We start from the raw sequence: 15536 nt of genomic DNA, 5'->3' as shown, positions 1-15536 counted from the left end.
GGGAACCTTCACTAAGAGGAGCGGAATCGGTTGATCGCGTCGATGTTTCTGCCGCGCAGCTCGTGGTCCAGCACGCCGAGACCCTCGGACGGCGCCAGGCACAACACCCCGACCTTGCCCTGGTGGGCGTTGCGGTGCACGTCGTGCGCGGCCTGCCCCGTCTCGTCGAGCGAGTACACCCTGGACAGGGTCGGATGGATCTTCCCCTTGGCCACCAACCGGTTCGCCTCCCACGCCTCGCGGTAGTTCGCGAAGTGCGACGAGACGATGCTCTTCAGGTTCATCCACAGGTAGCGGTTGTCGTACTGGTGCAGGTATCCCGAGGTGGAGGCGCAGGTGACGATCTTGCCGCCCTTGCGCGCCACGAACACCGAAGCGCCGAACGTCTCCCGGCCGGGGTGCTCGAACACGATGTCCGGGTCCTCGCCACCGGTCAGCTCGCGGATGCGCGCGCCGAACCGCTTCCACTCGCGCGGGTCCTGCTCGTGCTCGTTCTTCCAGAAGCGATATCCCTCGGCGGAACGATCGATGATCAGCTCCGCGCCCATGGACCGGCAGATCTCCGCCTTGTCCGGCGAGGACACGACGCAGACAGGGGTCGCGCCGCCGTTCAACGCGAACTGCGTGGCGTAGGAACCCAGTCCGCCGGACGCGCCCCAGATCAGGACCGTGTCGCCCTGCTTCATGTTGCCGCCGTTGGCGGAGACGAGCTGGCGGTACGCGGTGGAGTTGACCAGACCGGGCGAGGCGGCCTCCTCCCACGTGAGGTGCTCGGGCTTCGGCATCAGCTGGTTCGCCTTGACCAGCGCCAGATCGGCCAGGCCGCCGAAGTTCGTCTCGAAGCCCCAGATCCGCTGCTGCGGGTCGAGCATCGTGTCGTTGTGGCCGTCTGGACGTTCCAACGGCACGTCCAGACAGTGCGCGACCACGCGGTCGCCCGGCTTCCACACCGTCACGCCGGGTCCGACGCGCAGCACGACACCGGCGAGGTCGGAGCCCACGACGTGGTACGGCAGCTGGTGCTTGCCACCCAACCGGCGAAGGAACCCGAACGTCGACACCGGCTCGAAGATCGACGTCCACACGGTGTTGTAGTTGATCGCGGACGCCATCACGGCGACCAGCGCCTCACCGGGCGCCAGCTCCGGTGTCGCGACCTCGCGGATCTTCAGCGACCGCCGCGGGTCCTTCTCCCAGGTCGGGAGGCCCGCGAACATGTCGGCGTCGCTCTCCTCGACCACCACGGCGCGATAGCTCTCCGGCACCGGTAGCGCCTCGAAGTCCCGCGCCACCGCGTCGTCGGATTCGATGGCGCTCAGGATTTCGCTCATGCACCTCAAGGTAGGAGGACCGGCCCTAGGGAATGCCCGAGAGAAACGAGCCCTGCAAGTCTAGGGATTGCCGGTGCCACTGCTGAGGTGTGCTGGGTCGTGTGCTCGCCCGATTCCTGAACCACCACCTCCGGCCGTACCGGGGAACACTCGTGCTCCTGGTGGTGCTCCAGCTGGTCCAGACCGCCGCGACCCTGCTGCTGCCCACGCTCAACGCGCAGATCATCGACAACGGCGTGCTGCTCGGCGACGCCGGCTACATCTGGGGCACCGGCCTCACGATGCTCGGGGTCGCGGCGGTGCAGATCCTCACCGCGAGCGGCGCGATGCTGCTCAGCTCCCGCATGTCCTCCGGTCTCGGCCGGGACCTGCGCGACAAGGTGTTCCGCAAGGTCATGACCCTGTCGGCGCGGGAGGTCGACCAGATCGGCGCGCCGTCGCTGATCACCAGGACCGTCAACGACGTCGGTCAGGTCCAGAGCATCGTGCTCACGACCGCCGACGTCGCCGTGTCGGCGATCATCATGTGCGTCGGCGGCGTCGCGCTGGCCCTCGTGCAGGACGTTCCGGTGTCGATGATCCTGATCGCGCTGGTCGTCGTCGTGATCGCCGGCCTGACGTTGATGCTCAAGCGGCTGTCGCCGTTCTACCGGGCCATGCAGAGCTATCTCGACCGCATCAACCACCTGCTGCGCGAGCAGATCATCGGTGTTCGGGTGATCCGGGCGTTCGTCCGCGACCAGCACGAACGCGGGCGGTTCGACGCCACCAACGGTGAGCTGTACGGAACATCGCGGCGGGTCGGGCGGATCATGGCGACGATGCCGGTGATGGTGATGACCGTGATGAACGTGCTGACGATCGGCATCATCTGGTTCTCCGGTCATCGCATCGACGACGGGACCATGCAGCTCGGCGCGCTGCTCGCGTTGCTGTCCTACGTCACGTTGATCATCGTCGCGATCATCATGGCGATGCTCGTGTTCACCGAGGCCCCGCGCGCCGCCGTGTCCGCGAACCGCGTGAACGAGGTTCTGCTGGCCGAGTCGAGCATCGCCAGGCCGAAAACGCCCATCACGAAGATGGCCACGCGCGGGCATCTGGAACTGCGCGGTGCCACGTTCGGCTATCCCGGCGCGGAGAAGCCGGTGCTGCGGGACGTCAGTCTCACCGCCCGGCCGGGCGAGACGGTCGCGATCCTCGGCAGCACCGGCAGCGGCAAGTCGACGCTGCTGTCGCTGGCACTGCGGCTCTACGACGTCACCGGCGGTCAGGTGGTGGTCAACGACACCGACATCCGCGACCTCGACCCGCTGGCACTGCACCGGATCATCGGTTACGTGCCGCAGAAGGCGCACCTGTTCAGCGGCACCATCGCGTCGAACCTCCGGTACGGCAAGGAGGACGCGACCGACGACGAGCTGTGGCATGCGCTGGAGATCGCGCAGGCCGCCGAGTTCGTCCGGCCGCTCGGGCTCGACGCGCCGATCTCGCAGGGCGGGTCGACCGTCTCAGGTGGACAGAGGCAACGCCTCGCCATCGCGCGGGCGCTGGTGCGGCGGCCCGAGATCTACCTGCTCGACGACTGCTTCTCCGCGCTCGACCTCGGCACCGAGTCCCGGCTGCGCGCGGCACTGGACCGCGAGCTGCACGACGCGACGATCCTGCTGGTCACCCAGCGGATCAGCACTGTCGAGGCGGCGTCGCGGGTCATCGTGCTGGAGGACGGCCGGGTCGTCGGTTCCGGCACGCACGCCGAGCTGATCGGCACCAACCAGACCTACCGGGAGATCGCCCTCTCCCAGCCAGTCGGAGGGACCGTCCGATGACCCTGCTCGCCGATCCCGAAGTCCGGTCCGAGGTCGCGGAACCGAAGAAACCCAGGACCACCAGGCGGTTGTTCGGGCTGCTGGTGCCGTACCGGGGCAAGCTCGTGGTCATCGGACTGCTCGCGGTCGTGACGATCGGGCTCAACCTGCTCGGCCCGATCCTGCTCGGCCGCGCCACCGACCTCATCTTCACCGGCCTCGTCAGCCGCGGCCTGCCCGCGGGCGCCACCGAGGAGCAGGTCCTCGCCCAGTTGCGGGCCGAGGGCAAGGACACCCTCGCGAACGTCATCAGCACCGTCGACTTCGTGCCCGGCCAGGGCGTCGACTTCGACACGCTCGGCAAGTTGCTGCTGCTGATCCTCGGTCTGTACATCATCGGATCGATGTCGATGCTCATGCAGGGCAGGGTCGTCAACAACATCGTCCAGCACGCGGTCTTCAAGCTGCGCGAGGAGATCGACGCGAAGCTGACCCGGCTCCCGCTGGCCTACTTCGACCGCAACCCGCGCGGCGAGATCCTCTCCCGCGTCTCCAACGACGTCGACAACCTGCAACGGACCGTGCAGCTGTCGATCGGGCAGATGCTCACGTCGGTCATCTCGGTGTTCGGCGTGCTGGCGATCATGCTGGTGATCTCTGTGCAACTCGCCGTGCTGGTGCTGATCTGCGTGCCGATCGCGCTGCTGCTGGCGGCGTGGATCTCCAAGAGAGCCATGCCGAAGTTCGCCGAGCAGTGGCAGTCGACCGGCGCGTTGAACGCGCACGTCGAGGAGATGTACAGCGGCCACGCGCTGATCACCGCGTTCGGCCGTCAGGAGCAGGCCGCGCGGGAGTTCGCCGGGCGCAACGACACCATGTACCGATCATCGTTCAGCGCGCAGGCCATCTCCGGTCTGATCGGGCCCGTGACCCGGTTCATCACCGACCTCAACTACGTGCTCGTCGCCGTCGTCGGCGCGCTGCGGGTCGCGTCGGGCTCTGTGTCGATCGGTGATGTGCAGGCGTTCATCCAGTACTCCGGCATGTTCTCGCGGCCGATCATCGACGTCGCGAACTTCTCCGGGCAGCTGCAGTCCGGCATCGCCTCCGCCGAGCGGGTGTTCGAGCTGCTGGACGAACCGGAGCAGTCGCCGGCGCCCGCCAGGCCCGCGACCATCTCGCCGGTGCGCGGGCACGTCGAGTTCTCCCGCGTCTCCTTCCGCTACACGCCGGACAAGCCGTTGATCGACGATCTGTCGCTGTCCGCGGCGCCCGGCCGGCTCGTCGCCATCGTCGGGCCGACCGGTGCCGGCAAGACGACGCTGGGCAACCTGCTGCTGCGGTTCTACGAGCTCGACGGCGGCCGCATCCTGCTGGACGGCACGGACATCACGACCCTGACCCGTGAGGAGCTCCGCTCGGCCATCGGCCTCGTCTCGCAGGACACGTGGCTGTTCGAGGGCACGATCGCCGAGAACATCGCCTACGGACGGCCCGGTGCGACGCGGGAAGAGGTCATCGAGGCCGCGAAGGCCATGTGCGTGGACAGGTTCGTGCGGTCGCTGCCCGACGGCTACGACACGGTGCTCGACGAGGAGCACGGCGGGTTGTCCGCGGGCGAACGGCAGCTGATCACGCTGGCGCGCGCGTTCCTCGCCCAGCCCGCGATCCTGCTGCTGGACGAGGCCACGTCGTCCGTCGACACCCGCACGGAAGTCCTGATCCAGCAGGCCATGACGTCGTTGCGGGCGGGACGGACGAGCTTCGTGATCGCGCACCGGTTGTCCACGATCCGGGGCGCCGACCTGATCGTCGTCATGGACCAGGGCGCCGTGGTGGAACGCGGCACGCACGAGGAACTGATGGCCGCCAGGGGTTTCTACGCCCGGCTGTACTCAGCCTAGGACGAACGGGATCTCCAGCTCCCCCAGCTCGGCGCGCTCCGCCTCGGTCGGGGCGCGCCGTCCCGTTCCCACCAGCAGCACGTCCTCGTCCGGCCACGAGGCGGGGAAGGCACCGGCGATCTGTTCGAGCATCTCCCGGCACCGGGCGAGCGCGTCGGAGTGTGGCCGGCGGGCGTCCGGCAGGTGCGCGACCAGGTCCAGGTGGTGCAGCGTCCACTCCCAGACGTAGGCGCCCAGGTAGTCGGCCGCGGTGAGCACCATGTCCTGGGTGGAGACGCGGGCGGAGGGCGAGGCCAGCCGACCGGCCCGCAGCGCCGCCCGGCCCACGTCGTCGACGTGGAACTTGAGCATCCACGGTTCGCCGTACGCGGCCGCCAGCCGGACGATCAACGCCGACAGCGGATCGTCAGCGGGCTCGTGAGCGACCTTCCAGTACGTCACGGCGTCGTGCGTCGGCGCCTCGGACGACGGCGTCACGAGGGTGATCAGCACGTCCTGCGCGTCGATCACGAAGTGGCACGCCAGGTCCCGCACCAGCCAGCCCGCGCATCCGGACGGCTGCTCGAAATCGTCGTCCGTGAGCCGTGCGACCGTGTCGAGCAGCTCCCCCAGGGAACGCGAAAAAAGATCCACAGCCGCAAACTACAACGGCTGTGGATCCCGGGAGGGTGGATCTACCAGCTGGCGGCGGCCAGCAGTTCGCCGTACTGGTGCTCGGTGGCGACGTGCTTGAGGTCGGCCTCCACCATCATCTTCATCAGCGCCGAGAAGTCGACCTCGGGCTTCCAGCCGAGCTCGCCGCGCACACGGGTGGTGTCGGCGCACAGGATCTCGACCTCGGCCGGGCGAACCAGCACCGGGTCGATGTAGACGTAGTCCTCCCAGTTGAGGCCCACGTGCTCGAACGCGAGGCGCACGGCGTCGCGCACCGAGTGCATCTCGCCGGTGCCGACGACGTAGTCCGTGGGCTCCTCCTGCTGCAGCATCATGTGCATCGCGCGGACGTAGTCACCCGCGAAACCCCAGTCGCGCAACGCGTCCAGGTTGCCCAGCGCCAGCTTGTCCTGCAGGCCCTGCGCGATCTTCGCGACACCGAGGGAGATCTTGCGGGTCACGAACTCCGCGCCGCGGCGGGGCGACTCGTGGTTGAACAGGATGCCGCCGACCGCGTACATGCCGAACGACTCGCGGTAGTTGCGGGTGATGAAGTGCCCGTAGGCCTTCGCCACGCCGTAGGGGCTGCGGGGGTGGAAGATCGTGGTCTCGCGCTGCGGCGTCTCGGCGGCCTTGCCGTACATCTCCGACGACGACGCCTGGTAGAAGCGGATGTGCTTGGCCGAGGCGCCGTTGTGGCGGCTGCTGGACAGGCCCGAGACGATGCGGATCGCCTCCAGCACGCGCAGCACGCCCATGGCGTTGACCTCGGTGACGAGCTCGGCCTGCTGCCACGACATCGGCACGAACGAGATGGCGCCCAGGTTGTAGACCTCGTCCGGCTGCACCAGGTCCACAGCGGACACCAGCGAGGCCTGGTCCATCAGGTCACCGTCCACGAAGGACAGTTCGGACATGAGCCGCGACACCCGCATCTTGTGCGGGTTCGCCTGTCCCCTGACGAGTCCCCACACGTCGTAACCCTGCCTGAGCAGGTGCTCCGCGAGGTACGACCCGTCCTGGCCGGTGATCCCGGTGATCAGTGCCCGCTTGGTCATCCCGTTTCCTCTCATCGCCTTACCGCTTGGTCCGACACGGGACGGACCTGAATCCCTTGCAAAATTAGGGGTTCAGGCACTAGGGGATTCGCCGGAAACGAAGGCCGCGACCGCGCTTCTGTTGTCGGACAGAAAGAAATGGCCGCCGGAGAACACCTTGAGCGTGAAATCACCGGTCGTGCGCTCACGCCATCGCCCCACCTCGTCCACCGACGCCTTCGGGTCGGCGTCGCCGGTCAGCGCCGTGAGCGGGCACCGCAGCGCCGGGCCCGGCCGGTAGCGGTAGGTCTCGGCGGCCCGGTAGTCGGCGCGGATCGCCGGCAGCACCATCCGCACCAGTTCCTCGTCGTCGAACACCCGTGCGTTCGTGCCCGCGAGCTTGCGGACCTCGGCGATCAGACCGGCGTCGTCGCGCTGGTGCACGCGGTCGTCGCGGACGAGCTGCGGCGCGCGGCGGCCGGAGACGAACAGGTGGTCCGGATCGCGGCGCAGCGCCACCTCGAACGCGATCATCGCGCCCATGCTGTGCCCGAACAGGTGCAGCGGGCGATCGCGGGTCAGCAGGGGCGCGATCTGGCCGGCCAGCACGCGGATGTCGTCGATCAACGGCTCTGACCTGCGGTCCTGCCGTCCCGGGTACTGGACCGCGACCAGTTCGGCCCGTCCTTCGAAGTGCTGGGCGAACGGCTGGTACCAGCTCGCCGAGCCGCCCGCGTGCGGGAAGCACACCAGCCGGGGTGCGTCAGGAGGCGCCTCGGAGAGCCGCCGGAACCAGAGATCGGTGTCGAGTGTGGAGGCCACGGCGTCGATGCAAGCACCGTTTGCACTGAGGAAACGCCTCGGAAGAGTTAGGTTGGACGGCATGGGCAAGTCCCCGGCTGTGGAGCTCGAGGTGGAGGACCGCGTCGTGCGGATCTCCAACCCCGACCGCGTCTACTTTCCCGCGCGCGGCGAGACGAAACTGGATCTCGCGAACTACTACCTGTCCGTCGGCGACGGAATCGTCCGCGCGTTGCGGGAACGGCCGTGCATGCTGCACCGGTTCCCCGAGGGCGTCACGGGCGAGAAAGTGCACCAGAAAAGGCTTCCGAACGGCGCGCCACCGTGGGTGCGGACCGTGCGGGTGCATTTTCCGCGCTACAACCGGCACGCCGACGAACTGTGCGTAACGCACCTCGCCGACGTCATCTGGGCGGTGCAGATGTCCACAGTGGAGTTCCACCCGTGGAACTCGCGTGCCGCGGACACCGAGAAGCCCGACGAGTGGCGCATCGACCTCGACCCCGGCCCGACGTGCACGTTCGACCGGGTGCGACGGGTGGCGCTGGTGGCGCAGGAGGTGCTGGCCGAGCTGGGCGCGACGGGGTTCCCGAAGACGTCCGGGTCGAAAGGCCTGCACATCTACGTGCGGATCAAGCCCGACTTCGGGTTCCAGGACGTGCGCAAGGCGGCTTTGGCGTTCGCGCACGAGGTCGAACGACGGGCGCCCGACGACGTCGAGACCACGTGGTGGCGCAAGGACCGCGACCCGTCGCTGGTGTTCGTGGACTACAACCAGAACACGCGCGACAGGACGATCGCCAGCGCGTACTCCGTGCGCGGCTATCCGGAGGCGACGGTGTCGACGCCGATCCGGTGGGACGAGATCCCGGACGTCGACCCGCACGACTTCACCATCGCCACCGTGCCGAAGCGCTATGCCGAACTGGGCGACCTGCACGCCGGGATCGACGACGCGGTGTGGTCGATCGAACCGCTGCTGGAGTGGGCCGCCCGCGACGAACTCGAGGTCCCCGATGAGCAGTAGCCCGCTGAAGTTCTCGTCGCTCGACCAGCCGTTGTTCGGCGGCCTGCTCAAGGGTGACCTGGTGGAGTACCTGGACTTCGTGGCGGACAGGTTCGTGCCGGTGCTCGCCGGGCGGCAGCTGTCGGTGTGGCGGATCCTGCCCAGAAAAGGATCCAAGGATGGTCAGGACCCGTTCATGCAGAAGAACGTCCCCAAGTACACGCCTTCGTACGTGAAGACCGTCGAGGTCTGGGCCGAGGCGTCGCATCGCAGGATCAAGTATGCGATCTGCGACGACGAGCAGACGCTCATGTGGTTCGCGAACCAGCGGGCGGTCGAGTACCACGTGCCGCTGTACCTCGGTGACCACTTCGGCGAGGACCACCACCAGACCCACATGGTGCTCGACATCGACCCACCCGAGGGCGCCGGTTTCGACGTCGTGGTCGGCTCGGCGCTGCTGATCCGCGAGGCGCTGGTCGACGCCGGTCTGGAAAGCATCGTGAAGACGAGCGGCGCCAAGGGCGTGCACATCTTCGTGCCGTTGGAGGAGCACTCCCCCGACGACGTGGCCGCGGCGACGCGCGCGGTGGCGGTGCGGGCGGAGAAGCTCGATCCCTCGCTCGCGACCACCGCGTACATCCGGGCCGAGCGGGGCGGGAAGGTGTTCCTGGACTCGACGCGAGCCTGGGGCGCCACGGTCGTCGCCGCCTACAGCCCACGGTTGCGCGAGGGTCTGCCGATCTCGTTCCCCGTGCCGTGGGAGTCGTTGAAGGACGTCACGCCGGCCGACTTCACGATCAAGACCCGCTTCGAGGGCGACCCGTGGGCGTCGCTCATGCCGAAGCCGCAACGCCTGCCCGACGACCTGATCGCCGAAGGGCACACCATCCCGGTCGCCCGCGTCGTAGCGATGCACGAGGGCAAGCGGCGCAAGGCTCAGCGGGAGCGCGAGAAGTAGGCGACGAGCGCGGCCGCGAGCGGCAGCGTCACGTGGGCGACGCTCGTGAACGTCGGCTCGCTCGCGGACACGTAGTCGTTGGCGCGCACCAGCAGTCCGGCCGCGATGGTGATGTAGGCGGCCAGCCTGGCCGGGCCGGTCGTCAGCGTGGCGACCAGCGGGATGACGACCAGGCCCGCCAGGCTCGCGTGGGTGACGAACGACGGGACGTCCTCCGACAGCATCAGGACCGCGTCCAGCACGAGCAGGGCCGGCGCGACCGCGGCGGGCCACCACCGGTCGCGCCAGACGCGGTAGGCCGCGAGGCAGGTGAGAGCGGCGGCCGTGCCGATCAGCGTCGCGTCCACGCCGTCGCCGTTGATCGAGGTCAGGTCGTGGCCCATCGACGCGATCACGTAGACGCCCACCGCTCCCAGCCCGCCTCCCGCCGCCGCCAGCCACCACGGGGTCGTCGTCGTGCAGGCGACGGCCAGTGCGGTAGCCGCCAGCGCGAACGGAACCCAGGTGAAGGTGTCGCCTCCGCTGAACAGGCCCGTCGTGCCGGCCAGCAGGCCCAGCGCGGCTCCCGGCGCCCACGGGTGGTCCCGGCAGGTGATCACGAACAGCGCCGCTGCCAGCGCCCACGGCCAGACCGCGGCGAACACGAAGCTGTTGGGGCCGGTGTCGAGGCCCCTGAGGATGCCGCCGGGGATCTCCATCAGGCCGACGACCAGGAGCACCAGGGCGAGGCCCGCGGCGAGGCGGGGCAGCACGGTGGCGAGTGAGATGGGTGCGGAGTTGCCGGCTGCGGCGCTATGGGCTGCGGAGCCTGCGACTACGGAGCCGCTGGATGCGGAGCTGCCAGCAGAAGCGCTATCCGCTGCAGAGCCGCCGAGTGTGGAGTCGCCAGGCGCGGGGTCGCCAACGGTGGCGTGGCCTGCTGCGGACCTGCCAACCGTGGAGTCACCAGCTGTGGTGCCACCAGTTGCGGAGTCCGGTGCCCGCTTGGGAACCGAGCCAGAGCGAGCCGAGCCGGAGCCTGACGCGGTGAACAAGGTTCGGCTCGGCTCCTTCGGAATCGATTCCGCCTCGTCGGCCCCCAGGGAGGCAGAATCCCCCACTCCCATCGTCTCAGGAGGCACCGACAGTTTTCGCGCGGTGAGGTCGTCCCTGGTCGGCGACTTGGACGTCGTTGCGGGTGCGGTGGTCGCCGACGCGGGCGTCGAGGCAGTCTCAGTGACCGAAGGAGGTGCGGTAGCCGATGCGGTGGCCGAAGCCGGAGCGGTGGTCGGCGCGGACCCGGCAGTCGGCGCGGATCCGGCAGTCGGTGCGGTGGTCACAGCTGGAGCGGTGACCGGAGCGGGTGGGGCGGTCGTAGCGGATGCGGTAGTTCGAGCGGCCGTCGCAGCCGACGCGGTCTTCGGAGCGGCGGTCGCAGCCGATGGGGCGGTCGGTGCGGTGGTCGGCGTTGAAGCCGTGCCCAGGGCGGGTGGGGTGGGCAGGGCGGGCTTTTCTCCCAGGGCCTCGCGGGCCGTTCTCGCCACCATGCGGCTGTCGTCGTCCGTCAGCCGCCGCAACGCGAGCCTCGCCGCCAGCGCCCGTCCCTCGTGCGCCACCGACAGCAGGCGGCGCAGTTCCGGGATCGCGGCTGCCCTCACGCCCGGCAGCGAGTGGTCGATCGCGTCCCGCAGTTCCGCGGGTAGCGGAGCCGGCACCGAGACCGGGCGGGCGCGGCGGGCTATGCGCAGGTCGCCTCGCACGTCGAGCATCCACTTGCCGGGAGTCTGGTGCGGGGTCGCGCGGCGGACGCGGTCGTAGACGTACTCGTAGAGCTCGTCCAGGCCCACGTGGCCGTCCTGGTCGCGGTCGGCGTCGCCCGATTCCAGGCCCTCCACCAGGGCGGAGGTGAAGACGGACGGTTCGCCCTCGGACGAGTCGGCCACCGCCGCGCCCTCGAAGGCGTACTCCATGGCCGACGAGGCCGTGATGACGGCCCGGCCGCTGCCGCCGAACTGTTCCTCCAGGCCGATGGTGCCGCCCGCGCGGGCGACCATGCCCCTGCCGAACGCGCCGGAGTAGCAGCAGTCGAGCAGCAGCACGATGCGGCGGGACCGGGAGCGGTTCATGCGGCGGGCCACGAAGTCCGCGCCCACGGCCGTGCCCGCGAGACGGGAGAGTTTGGTGCCGGAGGTGGCGAAGTGGAGTTCGCCCGCCTCGTCCTTGACGCCGTGACCGGAGAAGTGCAGCACCAGGAGGTCGTCGGGATCGCGGTCGGCGAAGAAGTCCTCGACGGCCTCGTTCACCTCGGCGGCCCGGGAGTTGATCAGCGTGCGAACGTGGAAGCCGCCGATGCGCGGATCCGCCAGCACCTCCCCCAGGCGTGCGGCGTCGTGGGCGGGGGCGCGCAGCGACGACAGCCCGGGATCAGCGAACTCGTAGCTCGCGATGATCAGGGCGTAACGGTGCAGGTGGCGTCCCAGCCACGCGGAACGCTCCGCCAGCTCCGCCTCGGTCGGCGCGCCGGTGAGCTCCAGGGGTTCGCCCTCCGCCTCGACCGTCACGGAACGCTCGCGGCGCTGGCCCAGCCACGACGACACGGCGTTGATCAGCGCGGCCAGGACCGTGGACTGGGAGACCGTGGTCAGCAGCGTGCCGAGCTCCGCCAGGTCGATGGCCTTGGCGCCTTCGGGGGCCTCGCCGGTGACACCGGAGACGGGGACGAGTTCACTCAGCTCGGACCGCAGGAAGGCGGTCAGCTGCTCGATGCGCTCGTCGTCGGCCCCGTTCTCGTGCACGCGCAGTGTGACGTGGGTCATAACGGCCTCCTACGGAGAGGTCGCTCACCGAGCACGAAGCATTACGACGGGTCGGAACCTCGCAAAGCCGCCCACCACAGGCCGAGTGCGGCGGCGATCACCGTGGCCGTGATCCAGCCGGTGAAGCCGCTGTTGTCGACGTAGGCCCAGAACAGGCCGGCGAACGGCGCGGGCACGATGAACACGGAGTCGACGCGCAGCTGGGTGAGCAGTCCGCGCGGCGCGCGCGTCTCCGAATCGGGCTGCGCGGGGTTGTCGAGACGACGGCCACGCGGATGCTTCGTCACCGGGCGGCCGGACGGGTAGACGGTCACGCCGTCGATGACGGCGACCCGCCCGCCGCGCAGCTCGACCGACGCCGGCGACGGCAGCGTCACGAGCACCGGGTCGTAGTAGACGGGTAGCCAGCGCTCCGCCGGGCCCTCGATCTCCAGCCACGACCGCACCATGAGGCCCGACTGCAGCCGGATGCGCCGCACGGACACGATGACGGGCGGCGCGCGCACTGCCCGTACCGCGAGCAGAACCCTAACCGCGCCGGCGACGAGCACCAGCAGCACCACCGCGACGGCGAACGTCACGCCACCAAGTGCCCGGTCGGTCTCCACCAGCAGGTCCGCGCCGGGAATCACGGCGCGCGAAGGGTTCGCCGGGTCGAACGCCACCTGCGTCTGCTTGCCGACGATCCGATCGCCGTCCTCGTAGGCGATTCGGGCGGTGCCGGACGGCCAGCGCACCTCGACCTCGTCGTCGGCGAACGAGACCACCGAGCCGACCTCGCGTGCGGTCAGGGAGGACAGGAGAGCGCGACCATCCGAATAGGACAGCCACGAGAGCAGGGCGACCACGAGGGACACGAGGAGCACGAGAGCGGTCACGGCGAACCCGTGACGCAGAGCGCGAACAGGCTGGGAGGTCTGGGAGGTCATCGCCCGGTCATCGTAACCACGAGACGAAAAGGCCGTGCCCGCGCCATCTGCGCGGGCACGGCTCTCACCTCAGGATCAGATGTCGATGCAGGCGGTGTTCACCAGGCTGTACTGGCCGCCACCCAGGGCCTTCCACAGTTCGGCACACGCACGACCCGGTCCGACACCACTACCGGTGATGATCGGGCGCACCTTGTCGTTGGTGTTCAGGTCGAGCCCGCCCGGCCCGGTCAGATGGATGTGCCCGTAGATCTCGGGGTTGAGTGCCACGTCGTGGTACCCGGTGACCTGGTAGAAGTTGCCGTCCCGCCAGTCGAGGCCGATGCAGACCGAGGTGGCACAGCCCGGAATCGGAGCAGCGGACGCAGGTGCGGCCGTGACCACGCCGGCGAACGCCGCGGCGAACGCCAGTCCGCCGAGCACAGTGCGCGTCTTGGACATGTGAAAGTTACCCCCAGCAACCAGTTGAACTCTGCGTGCCTTTCCTCTGGCACACAGTGAACGTACAGCCGTTCGGCGCACCGGTCACACGCACTTGAACAGCGAACGGCCCAGCAGGCGTTGAGCCTGCTGGGCCGTTGTGCAACTGTCAGCGAACTACATCACGCGGTGAAGCCCATGTGGATGTAGTCGTACGGACGGTTCGCGAACGCGACGGCACCGAAGTTCGCCACGTTGCTCTTCACCGCGACCGCGCCGGGCAGCTGGTAGACCGGCAGCTGGTGGCCCAGCTCCCAGATCTTCACGTCGGCCTCGTTGGCGAGAGCGGCGCGCTTGGCGTCGTCCAGCTCGGAGTTGGCGTCGGAGAGCAGCTTGTTGATCTCCTCGGAGCCGATGCGGCCGTAGTTCTGGTTGGTGCTGGCCGGGTCGAGCGAGTAGATGCCCTTGCTGTCCGAGATCGGCGTGGCAGAGGCCAGCCAGCGGAAGAACGTCAGGTCGAAGTTGCCGACGTTGACGTACTGCTTGAAGAACTCGGCGGACGGGACGGCCACGATGTCGACCTTGCCGCCGATGTCCTTCATCTGCGACTGGACGAGCTTCGCGAGGCTGTCCGAGATGGGGTTGGGCGTCGGGATGACCAGGCGGACGACGAGCTCCTTGCCGTCCTTCTTGCGGGTCTCGCCCTCGAGCTTCCAGCCCAGGTCGTCGAGCGCCTTCTTCGCGGCTTCCTTGTCGTAGGACGCGACCGAGGAGTTGTCCTTGTACTCCTTGGTGCCGAGCAGGAAGAAGTGGTTACCGGTGACCTGCGGCTCACCCTTCACCATCGGGCCGAGAATCGCACGCGTGATCGACTTGGTGTCGATGCCGCGCATCAGCGCGAGGCGCAGCTTCGGGTCCTTGAGGATCGAGGAGTCCGCGCCGTTGAAGGTGATGTGCGAGTAGTCGGGCGAGACCGCCTGACGGACGGTGACGCCCTGGATGGACTTCGCCCGCTGGAAGTTCTCGACGCTCGCGCCGATGTCGAAGAAGTCGATCTGGCCGTTGGCGAGCGCGTCCGCGAGCGCGGTGCGGTCGACCTGGCGGAACGTGATCTTCTCCAGCTTCGGCTTGTCACCCCACCAGGCCGGGTCCTGGACGACGGTCACGATCTTGGCGGTGCGGTCGATCGTGCCGACCTTGAACGGACCGGCGGTGATCTTCGGGCTGTCGGCCCAGCCCTTGTTGAACTCCTCGGCGGACGCCGACACCGACTTCGGGTAGAGGGGCGAGAACATGCCCTTCCACTCGGCGAACTTCTTCTTGAACGTCACCTTGACGTCCTGGTCGGTCGCACCCTTCTCGACCTTCTCGACGTCCTCGTAACCGGTGGTGCCGGCGACGTCGAAGGACTTGTCGGTGCCGTTGAGGGACTTCCACATGCCCTCGAAGTCCTGCCACGACAGCGCGGTGCCGTCCGACCACTTGGCCTTCGGGTTGAGCTTGAACTCGAGGACCTGCGGGTCGCTCGACGCGAGCTTCGCTTCCTCGAGGTAGTCCTTGTTGACCTCGATGGTCGAGTCCGCGTTCTGCTTGAACAGCTGCGGCATCATCGTGTTGATCATGCGGCTGCCGTCGGCGTTCGTGCCGTCGACCTGGTAGTAGTTCCAGTTGTCCGGCAACTGGTCGACCGGCCAGCGGAACTCCCCGCCGTCCTTGACCTTGGACGCGTCCTGCGGGTTGATGTCCGCCTGGCCGACCGCGTTGTCCGCGCCCTTGAGCCCGGAGTCGGTCTTGCTCGGCCCCCCACACGCGGTAAGCGTGAGCGCGACCGCGGCAATGGCGATCACTCCCACCTTGGTACGTCGACTCACTGTCGTGAACCTCCCTCGT

Annotated in this window: 12 protein-coding genes; 4 read left to right on the top strand and 8 right to left on the bottom strand. The window is 68.6% G+C overall.

Translation table 11 applies throughout. From position 1 onward, the window contains the following. Nucleotides 1-11: 11 nt before the first annotated feature. A complete protein-coding gene (ccrA, locus tag ACIRG5_RS07490) occupies nt 12-1331 on the bottom strand; it encodes a crotonyl-CoA carboxylase/reductase (RefSeq protein ID WP_402901656.1) in 1320 nt (439 codons plus the stop codon). A 101-nt stretch (nt 1332-1432) separates the two neighbouring features. On the opposite strand from ccrA, the gene ACIRG5_RS07485 reads away from it, so the two are divergent. Beyond that, nucleotides 1433-3160 carry an ABC transporter ATP-binding protein gene (locus ACIRG5_RS07485; RefSeq protein ID WP_402901653.1) on the top strand — a complete coding sequence of 576 codons (1728 nt, stop codon included), beginning with the start codon at nt 1433-1435 and terminating at the stop codon, nt 3158-3160. Then, a complete protein-coding gene (locus ACIRG5_RS07480; protein WP_402901650.1) occupies nt 3157-5043 on the top strand; it encodes an ABC transporter ATP-binding protein in 1887 nt (628 codons plus the stop codon). Before ACIRG5_RS07485 ends, ACIRG5_RS07480 begins: the two co-directional genes overlap by 4 nt. Here ACIRG5_RS07480 and ACIRG5_RS07475 read toward each other — a convergent pair. The 3 genes from ACIRG5_RS07475 to ACIRG5_RS07465 form a co-directional block, all read right to left on the bottom strand. Then, entirely contained in the window at nt 5035-5676 is a 642-nt protein-coding gene (locus ACIRG5_RS07475) for a maleylpyruvate isomerase N-terminal domain-containing protein (protein WP_402901647.1), read from the bottom strand. The genes ACIRG5_RS07480 and ACIRG5_RS07475 overlap by 9 nt on opposite strands. A 41-nt stretch (nt 5677-5717) precedes the next feature. Then, nucleotides 5718-6755, bottom strand: a complete 1038-nt coding sequence (locus ACIRG5_RS07470) for a GDP-mannose 4,6-dehydratase (RefSeq protein WP_402901644.1) — start codon at nt 6753-6755, stop codon at nt 5718-5720. Nucleotides 6756-6827: 72 nt separating this feature from the next. After that, nucleotides 6828-7556: a thioesterase II family protein gene (locus ACIRG5_RS07465; protein ID WP_402901641.1), complete on the bottom strand. Its 729-nt coding sequence runs from the start codon at nt 7554-7556 to the stop codon at nt 6828-6830. Nucleotides 7557-7617: 61 nt separating this feature from the next. On the opposite strand from ACIRG5_RS07465, the gene ligD reads away from it, so the two are divergent. Beyond that, nucleotides 7618-8562: a non-homologous end-joining DNA ligase gene (ligD, locus tag ACIRG5_RS07460; RefSeq protein WP_402901638.1), complete on the top strand. Its 945-nt coding sequence runs from the start codon at nt 7618-7620 to the stop codon at nt 8560-8562. Then, nucleotides 8552-9502 carry a DNA polymerase domain-containing protein gene (locus ACIRG5_RS07455; protein WP_402901636.1) on the top strand — a complete coding sequence of 317 codons (951 nt, stop codon included), beginning with the start codon at nt 8552-8554 and terminating at the stop codon, nt 9500-9502. The genes ligD and ACIRG5_RS07455 overlap by 11 nt, the downstream gene beginning before the upstream one ends. On the opposite strand, the gene ACIRG5_RS07450 is transcribed toward ACIRG5_RS07455, so the two are convergent. The 4 genes from ACIRG5_RS07450 to ACIRG5_RS07435 form a co-directional block, all read right to left on the bottom strand. After that, complete coding sequence (locus ACIRG5_RS07450; RefSeq protein ID WP_402901633.1) at nt 9481-12297, bottom strand: caspase domain-containing protein; 2817 nt, start codon at nt 12295-12297, stop codon at nt 9481-9483. The genes ACIRG5_RS07455 and ACIRG5_RS07450 overlap by 22 nt on opposite strands. 41 nt (nt 12298-12338) lie before the next feature. After that, nucleotides 12339-13226 (bottom strand): hypothetical protein, encoded by an 888-nt coding sequence (locus tag ACIRG5_RS07445; RefSeq protein WP_402901631.1) that lies wholly within the window; start codon nt 13224-13226, stop codon nt 12339-12341. Between the two features lie 75 nt (nt 13227-13301). Beyond that, on the bottom strand, nt 13302-13667 hold the full coding sequence (locus ACIRG5_RS07440) for a hypothetical protein (protein WP_402901628.1): 366 nt from the start codon (nt 13665-13667) through the stop codon (nt 13302-13304). A 161-nt stretch (nt 13668-13828) separates the two neighbouring features. Continuing rightward, nucleotides 13829-15517, bottom strand: coding sequence for an ABC transporter family substrate-binding protein (locus tag ACIRG5_RS07435; RefSeq protein ID WP_402901625.1), 1689 nt, complete (start codon nt 15515-15517; stop codon nt 13829-13831). Nucleotides 15518-15536 lie beyond the last annotated feature (19 nt).

Source organism: Lentzea sp. NPDC102401 (assembly GCF_044765805.1).
GTDB lineage: Bacteria > Actinomycetota > Actinomycetes > Mycobacteriales > Pseudonocardiaceae > Lentzea > Lentzea sokolovensis.
Note: the sequence above shows the minus strand (reverse complement) of the source record. Positions and strands in the feature narration are given on the sequence as shown.

What these genes read in the sequence shown, in the direction of transcription:
- ccrA (WP_402901656.1), bottom strand. Translation starts at nt 1,331, where the DNA reads ATGAGCGAAATCCTGAGCGCCATCGAATCCGACGACGCGGTGGCGCGG.
- ACIRG5_RS07480 (WP_402901650.1), top strand. Translation starts at nt 3,157, where the DNA reads ATGACCCTGCTCGCCGATCCCGAAGTCCGGTCCGAGGTCGCGGAACCG.
- ACIRG5_RS07470 (WP_402901644.1), bottom strand. Translation starts at nt 6,755, where the DNA reads ATGACCAAGCGGGCACTGATCACCGGGATCACCGGCCAGGACGGGTCG.
- ligD (WP_402901638.1), top strand. Translation starts at nt 7,618, where the DNA reads ATGGGCAAGTCCCCGGCTGTGGAGCTCGAGGTGGAGGACCGCGTCGTG.
- ACIRG5_RS07455 (WP_402901636.1), top strand. Translation starts at nt 8,552, where the DNA reads ATGAGCAGTAGCCCGCTGAAGTTCTCGTCGCTCGACCAGCCGTTGTTC.
- ACIRG5_RS07450 (WP_402901633.1), bottom strand. Translation starts at nt 12,297, where the DNA reads ATGACCCACGTCACACTGCGCGTGCACGAGAACGGGGCCGACGACGAG.
- ACIRG5_RS07445 (WP_402901631.1), bottom strand. Translation starts at nt 13,226, where the DNA reads ATGACCTCCCAGACCTCCCAGCCTGTTCGCGCTCTGCGTCACGGGTTC.
- ACIRG5_RS07440 (WP_402901628.1), bottom strand. Translation starts at nt 13,667, where the DNA reads ATGTCCAAGACGCGCACTGTGCTCGGCGGACTGGCGTTCGCCGCGGCG.